Raw genomic sequence first — 20436 nt, 5'->3', positions numbered from 1 at the left:
GGACCACAGGACCACAGGGCCGCTCTTAACTCCGCTCTTCCTCGAGACTCGTCCCTTAAAACTCGTTCCTGCTCCTCGCTTTTCCTCGCCCCTACATCCGCGCGTCAATATCTTGACGGTTTATTGGAATGCATCTTGCATATAAGCGCGATATTACGTAAATCGCGTGACTTACAGAGTGCTTTGCTGCCGTAACCGGATGACATGAAATTTTCTTTACCTTTTTCCGATAAATTACCATTTTCACGACTAGGGGCGATGCCTGCTCTTGGCGCGCCGGTCATGGTACTGGCCACGCTCGGCATGGTTATTTTGCCGATGCCGCCGTTGCTGTTGGACATGGCATTTACCTTCAATATCGCGTTGGCGATGGTGATTTTATTGGTCACCATTTATGCCCGTCGCCCGCTGGATTTTGCTGCGTTTCCTACCATCTTGTTGATCGCGACCTTGCTGCGATTGGCATTGAATGTGGCCTCGACCCGTGTCGTCTTGCTGTATGGTCATGAAGGGCCGGAAGCGGCGGGGCATGTGATCCATGCCTTTGGTGCCGTTGTGATTGGCGGTAACTATGCCGTGGGTCTGGTGGTGTTCCTTATCTTGATGATCATTAACTTCATGGTGGTGACCAAAGGTGCGGGACGTATTTCGGAAGTGAGTGCCCGTTTCACCCTGGATGCCTTGCCGGGTAAACAGATGGCGATCGATGCTGACTTGAACGCCGGTTTGATTGACCAAGACCAAGCCCGTGCACGCCGTTTTGAAGTGACCAAAGAAGCCGACTTTTATGGTTCGATGGACGGTGCCTCGAAGTTCGTAAAAGGCGATGCCATTGCCGGTATCTTGATTCTGTTTATGAACATTATCGGTGGGGTTGTGATCGGCATGGGCCAGCACGGCCTTGGCTTTGGCGCGGCGATGGAAATCTACAGCTTGCTGACCATCGGTGATGGTCTGGTCGCGCAGATCCCTTCTTTGCTACTGTCTATTGCTGCCGCAATGCTGGTGACTCGTCAAAATACTGACGAAGACATGGGCCAGCAAATGTCCCATCAAATGTTCAATAACCCGCAAGCCCTGGTCATTACCAGTGCGATCTTGTTTGTGATGGGGGTGGTGCCGGGCATGCCGCATATCCCGTTCTTGCTTTTTGCCGCGATAGTGGGTGGCTTTGCTTACTGGCGCATTAAACAGGCGCAAGCCGCTGCTGTCGCAGAAGCCGAGAAACCGGCGACGGATCTGATGGCACCGCCGCCGCAAAAAGAGTTGTCGTGGGATGACGTACAGCCGGTGGACATTATCGGTCTGGAAGTGGGTTACCGCTTGATCCCGATGGTGGACAAAGAACAAGGCGGTGAGCTGCTGGAACGTGTGAAGGGTGTGCGTAAGAAACTGTCGCAGGACTTCGGCTTCCTGATCCCGCCGGTACACATTCGCGATAACCTCGAACTACCGCCCAATACCTACCGTATCAGTTTGATGGGGGTCGCCTGTGGTGAAGCGAATATTCACCCGAACATGGAGCTGGCGATTAATCCGGGCCAAGTGTTTGGCCATATCGACGGTGAAGCGACCCGCGATCCGGCCTTTGGTCTGGATGCGGTGTGGATCATGGAGCCGCAACGTGAACACGCCCAGGCCTTGGGCTACACCGTGGTGGATTCCGCGACCGTACTGGCGACACATCTGAGCCAAATTCTGACCAACTGCGCCTCGCAGCTGCTGGGTCATGAAGAAGTACAGAACTTGCTGGAAATGCTGGCGCAGAACACGCCGAAGCTGGTGGAAGGGTTTGTGCCGGATCAGCTGCCGTTGGGTGTGGTGGTGAAAGTGCTGCAGAACTTGCTGCATGAAGGGATCCCAATCCGTGATGTGCGCACCATTGTACAGACTTTGTCCGAGTACGCCGCCAAGAGTCAAGATCCCGACATCCTGACTGCCGCCGTACGTATCAGCCTGAAACGACTAATTTGTCAGGAAATCAATGGTATAGAGCCTGAATTGCCGGTGATTACCTTGGTGCCTGAGTTGGAACAGATTTTGCATAAGACAATGCAATCTGCCGGAGGGGAATCGACCGGCATTGAACCGGGGCTGGCGGAGCGTTTACAGCGCTCCTTGGCGGAAGCCACCCAGCAGCAGGAGCTCAAAGGCGAACCTGCTGTGTTGCTAACATCGGGCGTGCTGCGTTCGACATTGGCGAAGTTCGTGAAAAACACCATTCCATCCTTGCGCGTGCTGTCTTATCAGGAAGTGCCGGATGAGAAACAAATTCGCATCGTGAGTGCGGTTGGTAATCAGTAAAGCCAAGCGCCAGCGTCACAGGAAGGAAGTGGTGAGGCCTGAGCCAAAGCATGATGAAGCAGGATAATAGAAGTGAAGATTAAACGTTTTTTTGCCAAGGACATGCGCACAGCCCTGAGTCAGGTAAAAGAAGAATTAGGCGCGGATGCCGTGATCATGTCCAACAAAAAGGTCACGGGTGGGGTGGAGATTGTGGCAGCGGTGGATACCGATGCTGACACCACACCACCGGCGTCGGCATCGACCCGTCAAATGTTGGCGGATCGCTTAGGTCAGGCTAAGCGCAACCTGGCTGACGATCAGGTGCAGTTGCAGTCGGCGAGCACCAGCCGTTTTGCCAATGTGCTACAGAATTATACCGGTAACGAGGCCGATGAGGCGGAGCATGAATCCGACTCGTTATCCGCCTTGTTACAGCGTCAAAGTAAACACCAGAATCAGCATTCGGGTGGCACGCATTCGGGTGGCCTGCATTCGGGTGGCCCGCACTCGGGTGGCCTGCATGCAGGTGGCCATCCGGCGTCGGCCTCACCAGGCATGGGACGTGATAGCCGCTACAGCGAGCCGGAACCGATGCAAAGCAGCTTCCGTCAGGGTGGTTACGATCAGCGTGACAACCGTGGTGCACAAGGTGGCTTTGGTCACCCATCAATGGGTGGCAATGGGGCGTCGTCGCGTGCGGCAGAACAGCCGGGCCTGCGTGGTGGTTACAACGCAGCGGCGCAGAGCAGCCGAGCGTCTCAGGGCGCAGGCGGGCATGGCATGGCAAATAGTGGTATGTCTGCTCAAGGTATGTCCGCTCAAGGTCTGTCTGGACAGGGCAACGGACACGGTTTTGGCCAGCGTCCGTCGCATGCGCTGGATATCGGCGATTACCGTCGTCCGGAAGTGCGTCAGCCAGAAAGTGTCGGTGCGCAGCGTCGTCATGAACCGCAAGGCGCCTCAGCCAGTTATGGTCGTGGCAATAACCGTTTAGACCCAAGCCGCTACGATCCGAAAGCCAGCCAGCACAGCGCCGGTGAAATGGATGCCATGCGTAACGAACTGGCTTCTATCCGCCGCCTGCTTGAGCATCAGGTGTCGGGTTTGATGTGGCAGGAAGTGGAACGTCGCGAACCGATGCGCGCCATGATGATCAAGCGCTTAGAGAAAATGGGCTTGTCACCGGAATTGTCGGATCAACTGGCCTGTTACATTCCGGAAGATGTGCCCGCGAATGAAGCGTGGCCAGCCCTGTTGGATTTACTGACCGATCAGATCATCACCACTGATGACTGCATTTTGGACACCGGCGGCGTGGTCGCCCTGCTTGGCCCAACGGGGGTCGGCAAAACCACCACGATTGCGAAACTGGCAGCGCGTGCTGCGATGGACTTCGGGCCGGATCAAATTGCCATGGTCACCACAGATACCTTCCGTATCGGTGCCCATGAACAGTTAGCCACTTACGGGCGCATTATGGGCTGTCCGGTACGTGTGGCTAAAGATGCCGAGGAACTGGCCGATATTCTTCATCAGCTTCGTCATCGCCGCTTGGTTTTGCTCGACACCGCCGGTATGGGGCAGCGTGATATTCGCCTGTCTGAACAGTTAGACACCCTGATGCAAAACAGCGGCTCACAGATCCGCAGCTTCTTGGTGTTGCCAGCCACCGCGCAGCGTCGCGTGTTGCATGAAACCATTGAACATTTCCGCCGTATTCCGCTGTCGGGATGCGTGCTGACCAAATTAGATGAATCGCTCAGCCTCGGAGAAGTGGTGAGTGTGGCGATTCAGCATGTGTTGCCGATTGCCTATCTGGCAGACGGCCAGCGCGTGCCGGAAGATATTAAGGTCGCTACGGGTAACTACTTGGTTGCACGAGCAAATGAATTACTAGAACAAGAGTTAACTCAGCAACCCCATTACTGGACTAGCGATAGCTCTGACAACCAGTCGGCAGACTTTTATGATTGAGACCAGCATGTACGATCAAGCGAGCGGTTTACGCCGTATGACACAGCTTACCTCGACCAAAGTGATTACGGTTACGGGCGGTAAGGGCGGCGTAGGGAAAACAAACGTCACCTTGAACATGGCCATTGCAATGGCCCGTCAAGGCAAACGCGTCATGGTGCTGGATGCCGACCTGGGTCTGGCTAACGTGGATGTCATGCTCGGTTTGCGCGCCACGCGTAACTTGGCCCACGTATTGGCCGGTGTGTGCGATCTGAAAGACATCATTGTCGAAGGCCCTTACGGGGTGAAAATCGTGCCGGCTTCTTCTGGTACCCAGAACATGGCTGAGCTGACAGCCGCGCAGCACATGGGCCTGATCCGTGCGTTCAGTACGCTGGAAGATGACATCGATGTGCTGTTGGTGGATACCGCTGCCGGTATCTCTGACATGGTGTTGAGCTTCTCGCGCGCAGCACAAGATGTACTTGTTGTGGTGTGTGATGAACCAACGTCAATCACCGATGCCTACGCCCTGATCAAGATCCTGAGCCGTGAATACGATGTGCAGCGCTTCAAGATTGTCGCCAACATGGTGCGCAGTTACCGCGAAGGCCGCGATTTGTTTGCCAAGCTGACCCGCGTGACTGAGCGTTTCTTGCAGGCCAACCTGGAGTTGGTGGCGTGTATTCCGCTGGACGACAGTGTGCGTCAGTCAGTGAAACGTCAGCGCGTGGTGGTAGAAGCCTTCCCACGCAGCCCGGCCGCATTAGCGATGACTGCGCTGGCAAGCAAAGCCGTGACTTGGCCGGTGCCATCCAGCCCGGGTGGTCACTTAGAATTCTTTGTGGAAAAACTTCTGATCAAGCGCCCACAGCAAGAGGTGCCTTTCAGTGAATAAAGCACTGACCTATGGCCGCTATCAGGAAAGTCCGCAAGCCTTCATCGCGCGTTATTCGTCGCTGGTGAAGCGCATTGCGCACCATTTGATGGGGCGATTGCCCCCCAATATCTTGCTGGAAGATCTTATTCAGGCCGGCATGATTGGCTTGCTGGAGGCGCAACAAAATTACGATCCGAGCAAAGGGGCGAGTTTTGAAACCTTTGCCGGGATCCGGATTCGTGGCGCGATGTTGGATGACATCCGCCGTGGCGATTGGGTACCGCGCTCGGTATACAAAAACAGTCGCCGCATTACCGAAGCCATTTCTGTGCTTGAGAGCATACTGGGCCGCGATCCGACCGATCAGGAAATTGCTGCCCATCTTGAGATGAGTCTCGAGCAGTACCACCAGGCCTTAAACGATGTGAATTGTGGTCGCTTGGTAGGCATGGATGACCTGGGAGTGGCGGAAGATGCTGTCTCTTGTGGGGATTCTGCAGAAGAAAATCTTCCTTTTCAGGGGGTTGTAGACGATAATTTCCGCCTCGCACTCGCGGAAGCCATCAAAACCCTGCCGGAAAGAGAGGCTTTAGTCCTGTCTCTTTACTATGACGAGGAACTTAACCTCAAAGAGATCGGGGCTGTGATCGGGGTCAGCGAATCCCGAATTTGCCAGATACATAGTCAGGCGATGCAACGCTTGCGGTCCAAGCTCAAGGCGTGGACTGCGTAATACCCATTAGCTAAAACACTGTGACCTCAGTGGAGGCAACTTTGAATAAAAACATGAAAATCCTCATTGTTGATGACTTTTCAACAATGCGCCGAATCGTTAAGAACTTGCTGCGTGATTTGGGCTTTAACAACACCCAAGAGGCGGATGATGGATTGACAGCCCTGCCGATGTTGAAAAAAGGTGACTTTGACTTTGTGGTGACCGACTGGAACATGCCGGGCATGCAAGGGATTGATTTGCTAAAGCACATTCGTGCTGATGCACAGCTACGTCACCTGCCAGTGCTGATGATCACCGCAGAAGCGAAGCGTGAGCAGATCATTGAAGCAGCACAGGCGGGCGTGAATGGCTACATCGTGAAGCCTTTTACCGCTGCCACACTGAAAGAAAAGCTGGATAAAATTTTCGAGCGTATGCAGTAAGTTATCGTTGGGCGTAAAAGGACAACAATTACCATGATTACACTTGATCAGGCCAAAGAGCTTGTCAGTCTGCTTGAAGCGGGGAACCAGGATGGTGCAAACAGGATACTGACAGGTATCGTTTCAGACAGTCACGATCCTGTGTATGCCGAAGTGGGCCGCCTGACGCGTCAGTTGCATGACTCGCTGGCCAATTTCCGCCTTGATCCCCGCATTAACGATTTAGCCAAAACGGACATTCCCGATGCCCGTGATCGCTTGCTGTATGTGATTGATAAAACCGAAGCGGCCGCCAACAAAACCATGGATGCGGTAGACAGCATTCAGCCGTTGGCCGACCGTTTAGGTGATACGTTGCAGCAGATCCACCCGCGTTGGCAGAAGTTGATGGATGGCCAGATTGAACTGATGGAGTTCAAATCCCTGTGTCATGACATCGATCACTTGCTCACTCAGGTCGAGAGTGACGGCACAGTGCTGCGCAGCCATTTGACCGATATTTTCATGGCGCAGGACTTTCAGGATCTGACCGGGCAAATCATCCGTCGGGTGATTGAGCTGGTGCATGAAGTGGAAGATCAGCTGGTGGAAATCCTCAAAGCATTTGGCATGGAACAAGATGACAACGCTACGGCATCCCGTCCGGTTTGTGGTCTGGCTCCAGAAGGGCCGATCGTCAACAGCGAGGTGCGTGAAGATGTGATGTCTACCCAGGACGATGTCGACGACCTGCTGTCGAGCCTAGGATTTTAGAGGAACGAAATGAGCTTTGATTTAGATGAAGATATCCTGCAGGACTTTTTGATTGAAGCCGGGGAAATCCTAGAGTTGCTCTCTGAGCAGTTGGTTGAGCTGGAGCGTCGTCCTGACGATGCAGAATTGCTGAACGCCATCTTCCGTGGTTTCCATACCGTGAAAGGCGGGGCAGGTTTCCTTTCGCTCACTGCGCTGGTTGACGCCTGTCACGGCGCAGAAAACATCTTTGACCTGCTTCGTACTGGTAAGCGTACCGTGAATGCAGAGCTGATGGATGTGATTTTGCAGGCACTGGACACCATTAACGTGATGTTCGGTCAGGTACAAGATCGCGAACCGGTGGATCCGGCTGAGCCTGCGTTGCTTGAAGCCCTGCACCGTTTCAGCCTGCCGCCAACACCGGAAGAGCTGCAGCAAGCGGCTGCGCCGGCGGTTGAGGTCGTGGAAACCGTGGCGGAAACCGTCACTGTTGCACCGGTTGTTGAGCCGGTTGCCGCTCCTGTGATCGCGCCTGTCGCGACACCTGCGGTGGATGACAGTGCTGCCATTGCCGGTGATTCGGTGGATGACATGACGCAAGACGAGTTTGATCGTCTGCTGGATGAGTTACATGGCATTGGTCGTGCCCCGGGCGCAGAGGCGATTGCGCCGGTTGCTGCACCGGAAACGCCAGCGGCTTCTGCGTTCGTCAACAATGATTTAGTTAGCCAGATCCAATCGGAAACCGGCGACATCACCGATGACGAGTTTGAGCGTCTGCTGGATGAACTGCACGGTGCAGGTAAAGGCCCGGGTTGCAGTGATTTCACCACCCAAGTGGAACCGGTTGCCGATGTTGCTCCGGTGAATACAGCACCTGCAAATACAGCGCCGGCCTCTGCACCTGCGAGCATGAGCGTGGATGGCGATGATCTGATGACAGATGACGAGTTTGAGCGTCTGTTGGATGAGTTGCACGGCAGCGGTAAAGGCCCGTCTGCGGAAGAGCTGGACTTTGCCACCAACCCGGTTGCCAACATGCTGGATGACGTGCTTTCAGGCGCCGATACGTTGCCAAGTGCGACAGCGGTTGAAGCGCAAGATGCCGTTAATGCGGCCTCTGCGATGCCAGCACCGGTTGAGCCTGTTGTTTCTGAGTCTGTTACCTCTGAGCCAGTGCCTGTCGTTGCTGCGGCCGTGCATGCGGCACAAGCGGCAGCCCCTGCGGCGCCAGCACGTGCTGCCGCCAAAGAAAAAGCCAAAGTGGCTGATGCCACCGTGCGTGTGGACACCTCGACACTGGATACCATCATGAACATGGTGGGTGAGCTGGTGTTGGTGCGTAACCGCTTGGTGAGCCTAGGCCTGAACAGCAATGACGAAGACATGGCGAAAGCGGTGGCGAACCTGGATGTGGTTACGGCAGATCTGCAAGGCGCAGTGATGAAGACCCGCATGCAGCCCATCAAGAAAGTGTTTGGCCGCTTCCCTCGCGTGGTACGTGATTTGGCGCGTAGTCTGAAAAAAGACATCGTGCTGGAAATGCGTGGCGAAGAAACCGATCTGGATAAGAACCTGGTTGAGGCACTGGCGGATCCGTTGATCCACTTGGTGCGTAACTCGGTAGACCACGGTATCGAAATGCCAGACGTGCGTGAGAAAGCCGGTAAACCGCGTGTCGGTACCGTGCTGCTGTCGGCGTCGCAGGAAGGGGATCACATCCTGTTGACCATCGAAGATGATGGCGGCGGTATGGATCCGGACAAACTGCGTGCGATTGCGGTTGAGCGTGGCGTGATGGACACCGATGCGGCGTCTCGTCTGACGGACAGTGAGTGTTATAACTTGATCTTCGCACCGGGCTTCTCGACCAAAAAAGAGATCTCCGATATCTCTGGTCGTGGCGTGGGCATGGACGTGGTGAAAACCGGGATCAGCCAGCTGAACGGGTCGATCTCTATCGACTCGGCGCTGGGCAAAGGTACTCGTATCGACATCAAAGTGCCGCTGACATTGGCGATTCTGCCAACCTTGATGGTCGGCGTGGGTGAGCAGCCGTTTGCTTTGCCATTGGCGAGCGTGAACGAGATCTTCCATCTGGATCTGCGCAAGACCAACACCGTTGATGGCCAGTTGACCATCATCGTGCGTGATAAAGCGATCCCGCTGTTCTACTTGCAGGATTGGTTGTCTGGCGTGGCGAACACCCAGCACGATCGCGATCACGGTCACGTGGTGATTGTGCAGATTGGTCATCAGCGTATTGGCTTTGTGGTTGATACCCTGATTGGTCAGGAAGAGGTGGTGATCAAGCCGCTGGACGAATTGCTGCAAGGCACGCCGGGCATGGCGGGTGCGACCATCACCAGTGACGGTCACATCGCCCTGATTTTGGATGTACCGAACCTGCTGAAGCATTACGCCGGTCGTTAAGCCTCGGCCTGATAGGGTCACTGCCGTCATACCTTTGTGGTGTGATGGCAGTGACTTTGCTCCCAAACGAAAAGCTACCTGCTCATACCCAAGTTTCCATGTGATACGCACACGGTGAACGTTGTCGTTTAACACGGCCTTTTACGCGGTAATTTGGGTATGTCAGCACGTAAGTGAACATTAACGAGATAATTGAAGCATGACCGTGAAAGTATTGGTGGTGGATGATTCCAGCTTTTTCCGCCGACGTGTGAGTGAAATTTTAAATGCGGATCCGCGTTTAAGCGTGATTGGCAATGCCGTTAATGGAAAAGAAGCGGTTGAGATGGCGCGTCAGCTGCAACCTGACGTGATCACCATGGACATCGAAATGCCGGTAATGGACGGGATCACCGCTGTGCGTGAAATCATGCACGCCAATCCGACCCCGATTTTGATGTTCTCATCACTGACCCAAGAAGGGGCCAAAGCGACCTTGGATGCGCTGGATGCCGGTGCGTTGGATTTCTTGCCGAAGAAGTTTGAAGACATCGCCCGCAACCGTGATGAAGCGACGTCACTGCTGCAACAGCGTGTGGCGGAAATTGCCCGTAAGCGTATTTTCATGCGTCGCCCGCTTCGCAGTGCCAGTCCTGTCGCATCAAGTCCGGCATCAAGCGCGACCTCTACATTGTCGACGCTGTCTGCCCGTGCAACGGGTTCCACGTTGCGTGAACCGACGCGTCCGCTGAGCAGCACGCTATCACGCCCTGCGAGCACGCACACCAGCACAGCCGCAACTAGCAGCCAAGCAACCAGTGTGTCTGCCATGACGCCTCGCCAGCCGGCACGTCCGGCACCGATGACCGCAGGCCGTTTTAAAGCAACCGGTAAAAAATACCAGTTAGTGGCGATCGGCACCTCAACCGGTGGTCCGGTGGCGCTACAAAAAATTCTGACTCAATTGCCAGCCAATTTCCCGCTGCCGATTGTGTTGATCCAGCACATGCCTGCCACGTTCACGGCAGCTTTTGCTGCGCGTTTGAATAACCTGTGCCGCATTGGCGTGAAAGAAGCCGAAGACGGCGACATGCTCAAACCGGGCATGGCGTACTTGGCGCCGGGCGGTATGCAGATGATGGTCGATGGCCGTCCGGGCGCGGGTCGCCTGCGTATTATCGACGGTGGCGAGCGCATGAACTACAAACCGTGTGTAGACGTGACCTTTGGTTCAGCGGCAAAAGTGTACCAAGACAAAGTGTTGGCGATGGTGCTGACCGGCATGGGCGCCGATGGCCGTGACGGTTCACGCATGCTGAAAAGCGCCGGTGCGACCATTTGGGCACAGGACGAAGACAGCTGTGTGGTGTATGGCATGCCGCAGGCGGTCGCTAAAGCTGGCCTGTCGAGCGAAGATTTACCGCTGGATCGCGTGGCTGAACGCATTCTGGTTGAACTGGGCTTAGGCTAAGGGAGCCAAGAGTGATCGTTTGGAGTATCGCTAACCAAAAAGGCGGGGTGGGTAAAACCACTACCACGGTGACGTTAGCGGGATTATTGAGTGAGCGTAACAAGCGAGTGTTGTTGGTTGATACCGATCCGCACGCCTCGTTGTCGACGTACCTGAATTTTGACGCAGACGCCTTACCGGCCAGTTTGTTTGATTTGTTTCAGCTAACGACGATCAATCGCGAATCGGTGCGTCCGCTGATTTTACCGACCGCATTCAATAACATTGACATCATTCCAGCCCACATGTCGCTGGCGACCCTTGACCGTGTCATGGGCAACCGCAGCGGTATGGGTCTGATCCTGAAAAAAGCCCTGCACAGTCTGGCAGACGATTACGACTATGTGCTGATCGACTGCCCGCCGATCCTCGGGGTGATGATGGTTAACGCACTGGCGGCCAGTGATCGTATTTTGATCCCGGTACAAACCGAGTTTCTGGCCATGAAAGGGCTGGAGCGCATGATGCGTACTTTGCAGATCATGGAAAAGTCCAAGCCGGCCGGTTTTAACGTTACCATTGTGCCGACCATGTACGACAAACGTACTCGTGCCTCACTGCAAACCCTGCAGGAGCTGAAAGTGCGTTTTCCGGAGCAGGTGTGGGCGTCAGCGGTGCCGATCGATACCAAGTTCCGTGATGCCAGTATCAAGCACATGCCACCGTCACTGTTTTCACGCAGTTGCCGGGGCGTGTTTGCCTACAAAACCCTATTGAATTATTTAGAGCGATTGCAACTCGATGAGCGATAACAGCCGTTTGTCGAGTGAGCAGGCGCTCGACGATTACTTTTTTGATCTGCTGGATGACTCTTTCGTCGAAGAGGCTCCTGTTGTTGAAGCCCCAGTTTCGGAAGCCCCTGCTGTGGAAGGCTGTGCAGAGTCAGCCGGGGATGCTGATGCAGACGTCTATACAGACAATACAGATGATGCAGTCAATGCTGACAGTGACGCGACGCAAGACGCGGATGAACACGTCTCAGAGGATCTGCCCAGGCCTGACGATACAGCATTATCTGCATCTGTTGGGGACGTAAATGCAGATCAAGACACGTCCAGCACGCCATTTGATTTTGCGTCGCTAGACGAAGAAGATGCACCTCTGCAGCCGGCATTGGCATTGAGCCCGCTTGAGGTCGCACCATCCCCGCGTGTGTCATGGTTCGATGTGCCAGCAGAGCGTGATGATCTGCAACGTTTGCTGAGCCAAGTCAGCTTGCTGGCCGAGCAGACGGAGGTTGAAGCTGAAGTTGAAGCGCCGTCGGCTGAGCCGGACGATACCGCATTGTCTGATGACTGGGCGCTGGTCATGGCCCATGACGCCGACCACGCGCAAGCGGTTGATCTGGTGCCGGACAGCGCGTTAGACATCACCACTGATGCACCGCTGTCCAGCATTGAAATCAATACCGTGTCAGCCACTGAGCAGGATATGGCCTTGCCGGATATCACGGTACAAGATTTGTCGGTGGCAGAGACAGATTTAAGCACTGATCTTGCGACTGGCATTGTTACAGATATTGCGACAGGCATTGCCACAGACACGGCGTTAGCGTCAGAGACTGAGACAAAGACAGCGCTCGCCACGCAGGCCGGTGCCGATCTGCCGCCGGACGGTTGGCAGCAACAAGAGGTGCTGGGAGATGAATTCCAGGCCCTGTTCTTTGAGGTGCACGGCGTGACTTTTGCGGTGCCGTTGACGGAACTGGGGGGCATTCACCAACTGGGAGAAGTCAGTCATCTGTTTGGTCGTCCGCCATGGTATCTCGGATTAATGACTAACCGCGACCATTCGCTGGATGTGGTCGATACCGCCCGCTGGGTGATGCCAGAACGATTGGTCGATGATGCACACCGTGACGCGTACCGTTATTTGGTGATGCTGGGAGAAAGCCGCTGGGGACTGGCGTGTGACAGTCTACAAGGCACCCAAACCTTACACGAACACAGTGTCCGCTGGCGCGAGCAGGCCGGTAAACGCCCTTGGCTGGCGGGCATGGTAAAAGAAAAAATGTGCGCATTGATCCATGTGCCCGAGCTGATCGCCATGCTCGATGCCGGATTGGATGTGCAAACCACGTTACAACAGGCATGATGGCCAACCCGTATTGATACCACCGAGTGTGAGTACCTGGTACGGGGGCGCAGGAACGCTGCAGTAACAGAAACTTTATAGCTGCAAATTTAGGTCAAGAGGAAACAGCATGTCTCAGGTGAGTGTCGCTGAAATACAAAAAGAAGACAGTAACGATCAGGTACTGCAGTGGGTAACTTTCCAGCTAGGGGAAGAGACTTACGGCATTAACGTGATGCAGGTACGCGAAGTCCTGCGTTACTCTGAAATCGCGCCAGTACCGGGTGCACCGGATTACGTGCTGGGTATTATCAACCTGCGCGGCAACGTGGTGACCGTGATTGATACCCGTTCCCGTTTTGGTTTGATGCCAGGCGAGATCTCTGACAATACCCGTATCGTGATCATCGAAGCGGAAAAACAAGTGATCGGTATTTTGGTCGACAGCGTGGCGGAAGTGGTTTACCTTCGCGGCTCTGAAATTGACAGCACGCCAAGCGTGGGTACGGAAGAAAGCGCCAAGTTCATTCAGGGCGTGAGTAACCGTGACGGCCAGCTGCTGATCCTGGTGGATCTGAACAAGCTGCTGTCTGACGATGAATGGGACGACATGGCGTACCTGTGATCTGTGATTGGGATCTGTAACGGGTTCCCGAACGGGTCGTATCTCTCCGTTCCCGGTAAAGAAGGCAAAGTGAAGATGATGACAATGTTGTTGCAATGGGTACCCATCGCGGTTTCTGTATTGGCAGTGGGGTTAGCCTATGGACTGGTGCGTCGCGAACGCGTGGCGCGTCAGGCGTTGGAAAACAAGTTTGCGGCCACGGAAGTGGTGCTGAAAAATGCCCGCCAACAACAGGAGAGTCTCACCAAGCAACTGCAAGAGTTGCGTGCCGGCACATTGGGGATGGGGCAGAAACTGGCGGAGATGACGCAGCAACTGGAAACCCTGGCTGATCGCCAAGGTGAACTGGCCATGCAGGATCCGGATGGTCGCCTGTACAGCCGGGCCAGTAAAATGGTGGAGCTGGGGGCTGACGTCAACGAACTGATGCAAGAGTGTGATTTGCCCAAAGCGGAAGCGGAATTGCTGCTGCGCTTGCAACAGATGCACCAGCACCGTCGCCGCTAGCGCGTATCGCAAAAGCGCCGTAAATACGTTCGTAAATGCTTTCGCAAATATGTTCGTAAATACATCCGTTAATACATTCGTAAAAACTGAAAAATACCCCTCACCGTGAGGGGTATTTTTTTATCTGACGTTTGAGTGAAACGTCTGTGGATCGTGAGTCACCCCGGCGGGCACGTAAAAAGCCGATTTCCCCGTGTGTCTAAATGGTAGGAAATGTAAACAGGTATAACACCCTTGTTTGCTGTAAGGTATTGAAAGAATGTTGGAATCTGTGATGCAAGTGGCGTAATAATGCGCTAGGCTATGACAATATTGACGGATTTGTTATCGCGATGAAAAGAGAGTGTGCGCATTTTAGCGTTTTTTGATTTTTTCGCTCGTGTTCACCGCACTTTTTTTTCATTCTCAAGTCATAACAGGCAATGCAGAAAATGAATCAGCGTCATGCCGAATTCCCCATATGGGCGGGCGGCGCGAGGCTGATAAGGTAAGGCGCGGCTGGGGGCCTTCTGAGCAGGTATGGCGGTTTATGGCGAGATAATCGTGTTACTAACAAATAGTCAGGTCAATGTGTTACTATTCCCGGCTAATTGTGTCACTTAGGATACATCCTGTTTATGTTGTCTGTTGAAGCGTTAAGTTGTACCCGCGATGAACGGGTGCTGTTTGAAAATCTCCAATTCACGGTCTCATCCGGTGAGTTAGTACAGATTGAAGGTCACAACGGGGCCGGTAAAACCACGTTGTTACGTATTTTGGCCGGGTTGGGACATGCAGACGACGGCAAGGTGTGTTGGCACAATGAAGACATTGCCTCCGCCCGCGAAGATTATCACCAAGATTTATTGTTTTTAGGCCACCAGACCGGCGTGAAGCGCGAACTGACCGCTTACGAAAACCTGGCGTTCTTTCAGGCGATGCACCAAGAAAACAGCGCATCAAAACTGAGCGGCAGCCCGAAAGTCAGTGGCGAACAAAGTCTGTGGCAGGCTTTGGCGCACGTGGGGTTGGCCGGACGTGAAGATGTCCCGGCAGGGCAGCTGTCTGCCGGTCAACAGCGTCGAGTGGCACTGGCCCGTTTGTGGCTGAGTAACCACATGTTGTGGATTTTGGATGAACCCCTGACGGCGATTGATAAGCAAGGGGTGAAGGTGTTGGAGCAACTGTTTTTGTCTCATGTCGAGCGGGGCGGTATGGTGATTTTGACCACTCACCAGGACATGTTTACCGACAGTAACCACCTACGAAAAATCAAGTTGGGGCGCTAACCGACCATGAATGCCATCATGCATGTTATTCGTCGAGAGCTGTTGATTGCTTTTCGACGCCAAGCCGATGTGTTTAACCCGTTGTGGTTCTTTATTATCGTCATCACCCTGTTCCCGCTGGGTGTGGGGCCAGAGCCTAATCTGCTGGCGCGTATTGCTCCGGGGATTGTGTGGGTGGCGGCGCTGTTAGCGGCACTGTTGTCGATGGAGCGTTTGTTCCGTGATGACTTTGTTGATGGCTCATTAGAGCAGATGATGCTGATGCCAACGCCACTGCCGACACTGGCGTTTGCCAAGATGGTCGCGCACTGGTTGTTGACCGGATTACCGCTGCTGTTGATCAGTCCGTTACTGGCGATTTTGCTGTCGCTGGACTGGCCAACCTGGAAAGCGGTGGTACTGACACTGCTTATTGGCACACCGACGTTGAGCTTTTTAGGCGCGATTGGAGTCGCGTTAACGGTCGGATTGCGAAAAGGTGGGGTTTTATTGAGCCTGCTCATATTGCCGCTCTATATCCCTGTGCTTATATTTGCGACCTCCGCGATTGATGCGGCCAGCTTGGGTATGCCGTACAACGGCCAGCTGGCATTAATGGGCGCGATGCTGGTGGGTTCAGCCACTTTGTCACCGTTTGCCGTCGCAGCATCGCTACGTATCAGTGTGCAATAAATGATTACAATTAACTGATGGGGTATTTGTCTCATGAGAAGGGATCTCGTGAGACAATTTTGAGCAATACATGGAAGCGATTGAAGTGCCGTTGACCGCCTAGCGATGATTCGGCACTTGCTCATTCTGGCAACGGAAAACGCGAAAAAGACCATATAGATAATGTGTGATTCGCAGCCGTTGACGGCGGAATGCCAGCCAGAACACACCACGTTGTCGGCAGTCGGTGAACCCGGGGGAAGAGACGCCCGATTGAGCCAATGGCGGCCGGACAACGTAAGTATTCTTATTACACGAGTAGAGCAGAAATATGTGGAAGTGGTTACATCCCTACGCTAAAGCTGAAAATTGCTACCGCCTGTGCGGTACCTTGCTACCTTGGTTCTCGATCATCGCGTTTGTGACGATCATCATCGGTACCGTGTGGGGCCTGATGTTCGCACCAACCGATTATCAGCAAGGTGACAGTTTCCGAATCATTTACTTGCATGTCCCAGCGGCCATCTGGTCGATGGGCGCCTACATGTCGATGGCGATTGCCGCCTTTATCGGTCTGGTGTGGCAAATTCGCTTGTCTGATATGGCGGCCTTGGCAATGGCACCGATTGGTGCGGTCTTTACCGTGATTGCGCTGTTGACCGGTGCGATTTGGGGTAAGCCAATGTGGGGCGCATGGTGGGTATGGGATGCCCGTCTGACATCAGAATTAATTCTACTGTTCCTCTACTTGGGTGTGATTGCCCTGTACAGCGCGTTTGACGATCAGAAAACCGCCGGTAAAGCGGCCGGTATTCTGGCGATTGTGGGTGTGATTAACCTGCCAATCATTCACTTCTCTGTCGAGTGGTGGAATACGCTGCACCAAGGTGCGACCATCACTAAATTTGATAAGCCTTCTATCGATGCTGACATGTTGTGGCCATTGCTGCTGAACATCGTCGGTTTTGCCTGTTTCTTTGGTGCGCTGACCCTTGTGCGTCTGCGTAATGAAATCATTGCCCGTGAAAGCCACCGCCCTTGGGTGCGTGAAATGATGAAGTGAGGCAGTTATGCATTTTGACTCTTTCAGTGACTTTTTAGCCATGGGCGGATACGGCCCATACGTCTGGGCTGCTTATGGGATTTCATTTGCGGCCCTGCTTTGGATCATGTTCAGCAGCCTCAATACCAAGCGCCGTCTGGCCGCTGACATCAAAAACAAAATCGCGCGTGAGCAACGCATTAAAGACGCAGAAAAACTGGAGAACACACTATGAACCCGAGACGTAAAAAGCGCCTGACTCTGGTATTGGCGTTAGTGGTTGGCCTCGGTGCCACGGTGGGTTTGTTGCTTTATGCACTGAACCAAAACATGGATTTGTTCTACACCCCGACCGAACTGGTACAGGGTAAACCGGATGGCACCAAACCACAGGTGGGTCAGCGTTTACGTATCGGCGGTATGGTGGTGGAAGGCTCGGTTGTCCGTGATCCGCAATCCCTGCAGGTGTCATTTGACGTGGCCGATGTGGGCCCGGCAGTGACGATTAAATATGACGGTATTTTGCCGGATCTGTTCCGTGAAGGGCAGGGCATTGTCGCGCAGGGTGTGCTAGTGGACTCACGTACGATTGAAGCGCACGAAGTGTTGGCGAAACACGATGAAGAGTACATGCCACCTGAAGTGGCAGAAGCGATGCAGAAATCTCACGCGCCGCTTCAGTACAGTGACGAACAATTGCAAGGTAGTACTCAACAATGATTGCAGAAATAGGCAACTTTAGCCTCATTGTCGCGCTGGGGTTATCGATCCTCCTCAGCATCTACCCGCTCTACGGGGCGACGGTAGGTAATCAGGCGCTGATGCGCATGGCGCGTCCGCTCACTTACGGTGTGTTTGGCATGATTTTGGTGTCATTCATCATCCTGAGCTGGGCATTTTACACCAACGATTTCACCGTGGCCTATGTGGCGAGTAACTCTAACTCCCTGTTGCCATGGTACTACCGCTTGTCTGCCGTATGGGGTGGCCATGAAGGTTCACTACTGCTTTGGGTATTGATCCAGGCAGCCTGGGCGGTCGCGGTGGCCGTGTTCTCGCGCGGTATGCCACTGGAATCTCTGGCGCGTGTGTTGTCCGTGATGGGTATGATTGCGATTGGCTTCCTGCTGTTTATCATCGCGACCTCTAACCCGTTTGTGCGTACGTTGCCAATGTTCCCGGTCGATGGCCGTGACCTGAACCCGCTACTGCAAGATCCGGGTTTGATCATTCACCCGCCATTGCTGTACATGGGTTACGTGGGTTTCTCTGTCGCGTTTGCGTTCGCCATTGCCTCACTGATGACGGGCCGTTTGGATACCGCATGGGCACGCTGGTCGCGTCCTTGGACAATTGCTGCATGGTCATTCCTGACACTGGGTATCGCACTGGGCTCTTGGTGGGCGTACTACGAACTTGGCTGGGGCGGCTGGTGGTTCTGGGATCCAGTAGAAAACGCCTCATTTATGCCTTGGCTAGCCGGTACCGCACTGATGCACTCACTGGCCGTGACAGAAAAACGTGGCACGTTCAAAGCCTGGACCGTACTGCTGGCGATCTCGGCGTTCTCACTGAGTTTGCTGGGTACTTTCCTGGTGCGTTCAGGCGTACTGGTATCGGTACACGCGTTTGCCTCTGATCCGGCGCGCGGTATGTTCATTCTAGGCTTCTTGGTTGTGGTGATCGGCGGTTCGTTGCTGCTGTACGCCCTGCGTGGTGCACAAATCCGTTCTCGCGGTAACTACAGCCTGTTCTCTCGTGAGAACTTGCTACTGGCCAATAACCTGTTGTTGGTAGCTGGCCTGTTGGTGGTATTGATCGGTACTTTGTTGCCACTGGTACACAAGCAAATCGGTCTGGGTTCGGTCTCTATCGGTGTGCCGTTCTTCAACACTTTGTTTACGTGGTTGATGATCCCGTTTGCCTTCATTCTGGGTATCGGTCCACTGGTTCGCTGGAAGCGTGATTCGTTATCAAGCATCAGCAAGCAGATGACCATCTCTGCGATTGTGACGCTGCCATTCGCGTTCTTGTCAGTGTGGCTATTTACTGATGTGCTGCAGCCAATGGCGGTACTGGGTATGGCAATGGCGGTGTGGATCATCGTGATGCATTGCTTTGAACTGTACGAGCGTGCGACGCACCGTCACAGCTTCTTTACCGGTTTGGGCAAACTGGGCCGCAGCCACTGGGCAATGGTACTGGGCCACATCGGTATGGCGGTCAGCGTGATCGGTATTACCTTGGTATCGAACTACGACATCGAACGCGATGTGCGTTTGGCGCCGGGTGAAAGTGTGCAGGTACAAGGTTACGACTTTAACTTTGCCGGTCTGCGTGATGCGGACGGTCCGAACTACGACGGTTACATTGCTGATTTCAATATTACCCGCAACGGTGATTACATCACCACACTGCATGCTGAGAAACGTTACTACTCAGTAGCGGGCTCAATGATGACCGAAGCGGCCATCGACAGCGGCGTGACCCGCGACTTATACGTGGCGATGGGTGAAAAACTGGACGGAACCAATGCGTGGGCCGTGCGTATTTACTACAAACCGTTTGTGAACTGGATTTGGTTCGGTGCCACCCTGATGGCATTGGGCGGTGCGTTTGCGATCAGCGATAAGCGTTACCGCTTCCGTAAGAAAGCCAGCAAAGAAGCACAGGCCGAAGCGAAGCAAGAGGCGAAAGTCAGCTAATGAGCAAAGAGAATAAAGGAATGAATAAAAAATTACTTTTTATTCCATTAGTACTGTTCATGGGATTGGTGGTGATGTTCATGATCCAGCTGACCCGCAATGCAGACGGTGAAGATCCGACCAAGTTGGAATCGGTATTGGTGGGTAAGCCTGTGCCTCAGTTCAAACTGGAAGACCTGGTGGAAGCGGGCAAGCTGTACGATCAGGACATTTTCCACGGTGAGCCATTGCTGCTGAACGTGTGGGCGACCTGGTGTCCGACTTGTTATGCCGAGCACACTTACCTGAATGAACTGGCGAGTGAAGGCGTGAAAATCATCGGTCTGAACTACAAAGACGAACGCTTAAAAGCGGTGCGTTGGTTGAATGAGCTGGGTAACCCGTACATTCATAGCCTGTTTGATGGCAACGGCATGCTGGGTATGGATTTGGGCGTTTACGGCGCACCGGAGACCTTCCTGATCGACGCTAACGGCATCATCCGTTACCGTCATGTGGGCGATGTGAACGACCGTAACTGGAACGACACACTGAAGCCGATGTATGACAAGCTGCTTGAGGAGGCGAAAGGATGATCTCGATTTTCTTCCGCCGTTCAATCGGCCGTTTAACCAAAACGCGTTTCATG

Annotated in this window: 19 protein-coding genes; all 19 read left to right on the top strand. The window is 54.0% G+C overall.

Going from position 1 to position 20436, the window contains the following annotated elements; genetic code table 11:
* Positions 1-204: 204 nt before the first annotated feature.
* The 19 genes from flhA to ABT58_RS20360 all read left to right on the top strand — a co-directional run bounded on the left by flhA (position 205) and on the right by ABT58_RS20360 (position 20383).
* Positions 205-2304 (top strand): flagellar biosynthesis protein FlhA, encoded by a 2100-nt coding sequence (gene flhA / locus ABT58_RS20450; protein ID WP_047876295.1) that lies wholly within the window; start codon positions 205-207, stop codon positions 2302-2304.
* A gap of 72 nt (positions 2305-2376) precedes the next feature.
* Positions 2377-4260, top strand: a complete 1884-nt coding sequence (flhF, locus tag ABT58_RS20445) for a flagellar biosynthesis GTPase FlhF (RefSeq protein ID WP_047876294.1) — start codon at positions 2377-2379, stop codon at positions 4258-4260.
* Positions 4253-5140, top strand: a complete 888-nt coding sequence (locus ABT58_RS20440) for a MinD/ParA family protein (protein ID WP_047876293.1) — start codon at positions 4253-4255, stop codon at positions 5138-5140. Before flhF ends, ABT58_RS20440 begins: the two co-directional genes overlap by 8 nt.
* Positions 5133-5855 (top strand): RNA polymerase sigma factor FliA, encoded by a 723-nt coding sequence (locus tag ABT58_RS20435; RefSeq protein ID WP_047876292.1) that lies wholly within the window; start codon positions 5133-5135, stop codon positions 5853-5855. The genes ABT58_RS20440 and ABT58_RS20435 overlap by 8 nt, the downstream gene beginning before the upstream one ends.
* A 53-nt stretch (positions 5856-5908) precedes the next feature.
* Entirely contained in the window at positions 5909-6280 is a 372-nt protein-coding gene (cheY, locus tag ABT58_RS20430) for a chemotaxis response regulator CheY (protein ID WP_047876291.1), read from the top strand.
* 33 nt (positions 6281-6313) lie between these two features.
* Entirely contained in the window at positions 6314-7033 is a 720-nt protein-coding gene (locus ABT58_RS20425) for a protein phosphatase CheZ (RefSeq protein ID WP_047876290.1), read from the top strand.
* A 9-nt stretch (positions 7034-7042) separates the two neighbouring features.
* Complete coding sequence (locus ABT58_RS20420) at positions 7043-9448, top strand: chemotaxis protein CheA (protein WP_047876289.1); 2406 nt, start codon at positions 7043-7045, stop codon at positions 9446-9448.
* Between the two features lie 199 nt (positions 9449-9647).
* Positions 9648-10898, top strand: a complete 1251-nt coding sequence (locus ABT58_RS20415) for a protein-glutamate methylesterase/protein-glutamine glutaminase (RefSeq protein WP_047876288.1) — start codon at positions 9648-9650, stop codon at positions 10896-10898.
* An 11-nt stretch (positions 10899-10909) separates the two neighbouring features.
* Positions 10910-11689, top strand: a complete 780-nt coding sequence (locus ABT58_RS20410; protein ID WP_047876287.1) for a ParA family protein — start codon at positions 10910-10912, stop codon at positions 11687-11689.
* Complete coding sequence (locus ABT58_RS24430) at positions 11679-13031, top strand: chemotaxis protein CheW (protein WP_053063151.1); 1353 nt, start codon at positions 11679-11681, stop codon at positions 13029-13031. The genes ABT58_RS20410 and ABT58_RS24430 overlap by 11 nt, the downstream gene beginning before the upstream one ends.
* 109 nt (positions 13032-13140) lie before the next feature.
* The gene (locus ABT58_RS20400; protein WP_047876286.1) at positions 13141-13635 is read left to right on the top strand and encodes a chemotaxis protein CheW; all 495 of its coding nucleotides are present in this window, start codon (positions 13141-13143) and stop codon (positions 13633-13635) included.
* Positions 13636-13710: 75 nt separating this feature from the next.
* Positions 13711-14142, top strand: coding sequence for a DUF2802 domain-containing protein (locus tag ABT58_RS20395; RefSeq protein WP_047876285.1), 432 nt, complete (start codon positions 13711-13713; stop codon positions 14140-14142).
* 617 nt (positions 14143-14759) lie between these two features.
* Positions 14760-15410, top strand: a complete 651-nt coding sequence (gene ccmA / locus ABT58_RS20390) for a cytochrome c biogenesis heme-transporting ATPase CcmA (RefSeq protein WP_047876284.1) — start codon at positions 14760-14762, stop codon at positions 15408-15410.
* 6 nt (positions 15411-15416) lie between these two features.
* Entirely contained in the window at positions 15417-16082 is a 666-nt protein-coding gene (gene ccmB, locus ABT58_RS20385) for a heme exporter protein CcmB (RefSeq protein WP_047876283.1), read from the top strand.
* 310 nt (positions 16083-16392) lie between these two features.
* Positions 16393-17124, top strand: coding sequence for a heme ABC transporter permease (locus ABT58_RS20380; RefSeq protein ID WP_047876282.1), 732 nt, complete (start codon positions 16393-16395; stop codon positions 17122-17124).
* Positions 17125-17131: 7 nt separating this feature from the next.
* Positions 17132-17338 (top strand): heme exporter protein CcmD, encoded by a 207-nt coding sequence (ccmD, locus tag ABT58_RS20375; protein ID WP_047876281.1) that lies wholly within the window; start codon positions 17132-17134, stop codon positions 17336-17338.
* Positions 17335-17823: a cytochrome c maturation protein CcmE gene (ccmE, locus tag ABT58_RS20370; protein ID WP_047876280.1), complete on the top strand. Its 489-nt coding sequence runs from the start codon at positions 17335-17337 to the stop codon at positions 17821-17823. Before ccmD ends, ccmE begins: the two co-directional genes overlap by 4 nt.
* Complete coding sequence (locus tag ABT58_RS20365) at positions 17820-19808, top strand: heme lyase CcmF/NrfE family subunit (RefSeq protein WP_047876279.1); 1989 nt, start codon at positions 17820-17822, stop codon at positions 19806-19808. The genes ccmE and ABT58_RS20365 overlap by 4 nt, the downstream gene beginning before the upstream one ends.
* 20 nt (positions 19809-19828) lie before the next feature.
* Positions 19829-20383 carry a DsbE family thiol:disulfide interchange protein gene (locus tag ABT58_RS20360; protein ID WP_047876278.1) on the top strand — a complete coding sequence of 185 codons (555 nt, stop codon included), beginning with the start codon at positions 19829-19831 and terminating at the stop codon, positions 20381-20383.
* Positions 20384-20436 lie beyond the last annotated feature (53 nt).

The sequence above is a fragment of the Photobacterium aphoticum genome, assembly GCF_001029435.1.
Lineage (GTDB): Bacteria > Pseudomonadota > Gammaproteobacteria > Enterobacterales > Vibrionaceae > Photobacterium > Photobacterium aphoticum.
The sequence above is the reverse complement of the archived record's forward strand: the minus strand, read 5'-3'. Positions and strand labels throughout refer to the sequence as shown.

Excerpts from the sequence above, each read along its gene's own strand:
- flhA (WP_047876295.1), top strand. The coding sequence starts at position 205 with ATGAAATTTTCTTTACCTTTTTCCGATAAATTACCATTTTCACGACTA.
- ABT58_RS20440 (WP_047876293.1), top strand. The coding sequence starts at position 4,253 with ATGATTGAGACCAGCATGTACGATCAAGCGAGCGGTTTACGCCGTATG.
- cheY (WP_047876291.1), top strand. The coding sequence starts at position 5,909 with ATGAAAATCCTCATTGTTGATGACTTTTCAACAATGCGCCGAATCGTT.
- ABT58_RS20425 (WP_047876290.1), top strand. The coding sequence starts at position 6,314 with ATGATTACACTTGATCAGGCCAAAGAGCTTGTCAGTCTGCTTGAAGCG.
- ABT58_RS20420 (WP_047876289.1), top strand. The coding sequence starts at position 7,043 with ATGAGCTTTGATTTAGATGAAGATATCCTGCAGGACTTTTTGATTGAA.
- ABT58_RS20415 (WP_047876288.1), top strand. The coding sequence starts at position 9,648 with ATGACCGTGAAAGTATTGGTGGTGGATGATTCCAGCTTTTTCCGCCGA.
- ABT58_RS24430 (WP_053063151.1), top strand. The coding sequence starts at position 11,679 with ATGAGCGATAACAGCCGTTTGTCGAGTGAGCAGGCGCTCGACGATTAC.
- ABT58_RS20400 (WP_047876286.1), top strand. The coding sequence starts at position 13,141 with ATGTCTCAGGTGAGTGTCGCTGAAATACAAAAAGAAGACAGTAACGAT.
- ABT58_RS20395 (WP_047876285.1), top strand. The coding sequence starts at position 13,711 with ATGATGACAATGTTGTTGCAATGGGTACCCATCGCGGTTTCTGTATTG.
- ccmA (WP_047876284.1), top strand. The coding sequence starts at position 14,760 with ATGTTGTCTGTTGAAGCGTTAAGTTGTACCCGCGATGAACGGGTGCTG.
- ccmB (WP_047876283.1), top strand. The coding sequence starts at position 15,417 with ATGAATGCCATCATGCATGTTATTCGTCGAGAGCTGTTGATTGCTTTT.
- ABT58_RS20380 (WP_047876282.1), top strand. The coding sequence starts at position 16,393 with ATGTGGAAGTGGTTACATCCCTACGCTAAAGCTGAAAATTGCTACCGC.
- ccmD (WP_047876281.1), top strand. The coding sequence starts at position 17,132 with ATGCATTTTGACTCTTTCAGTGACTTTTTAGCCATGGGCGGATACGGC.
- ccmE (WP_047876280.1), top strand. The coding sequence starts at position 17,335 with ATGAACCCGAGACGTAAAAAGCGCCTGACTCTGGTATTGGCGTTAGTG.
- ABT58_RS20365 (WP_047876279.1), top strand. The coding sequence starts at position 17,820 with ATGATTGCAGAAATAGGCAACTTTAGCCTCATTGTCGCGCTGGGGTTA.
- ABT58_RS20360 (WP_047876278.1), top strand. The coding sequence starts at position 19,829 with ATGAATAAAAAATTACTTTTTATTCCATTAGTACTGTTCATGGGATTG.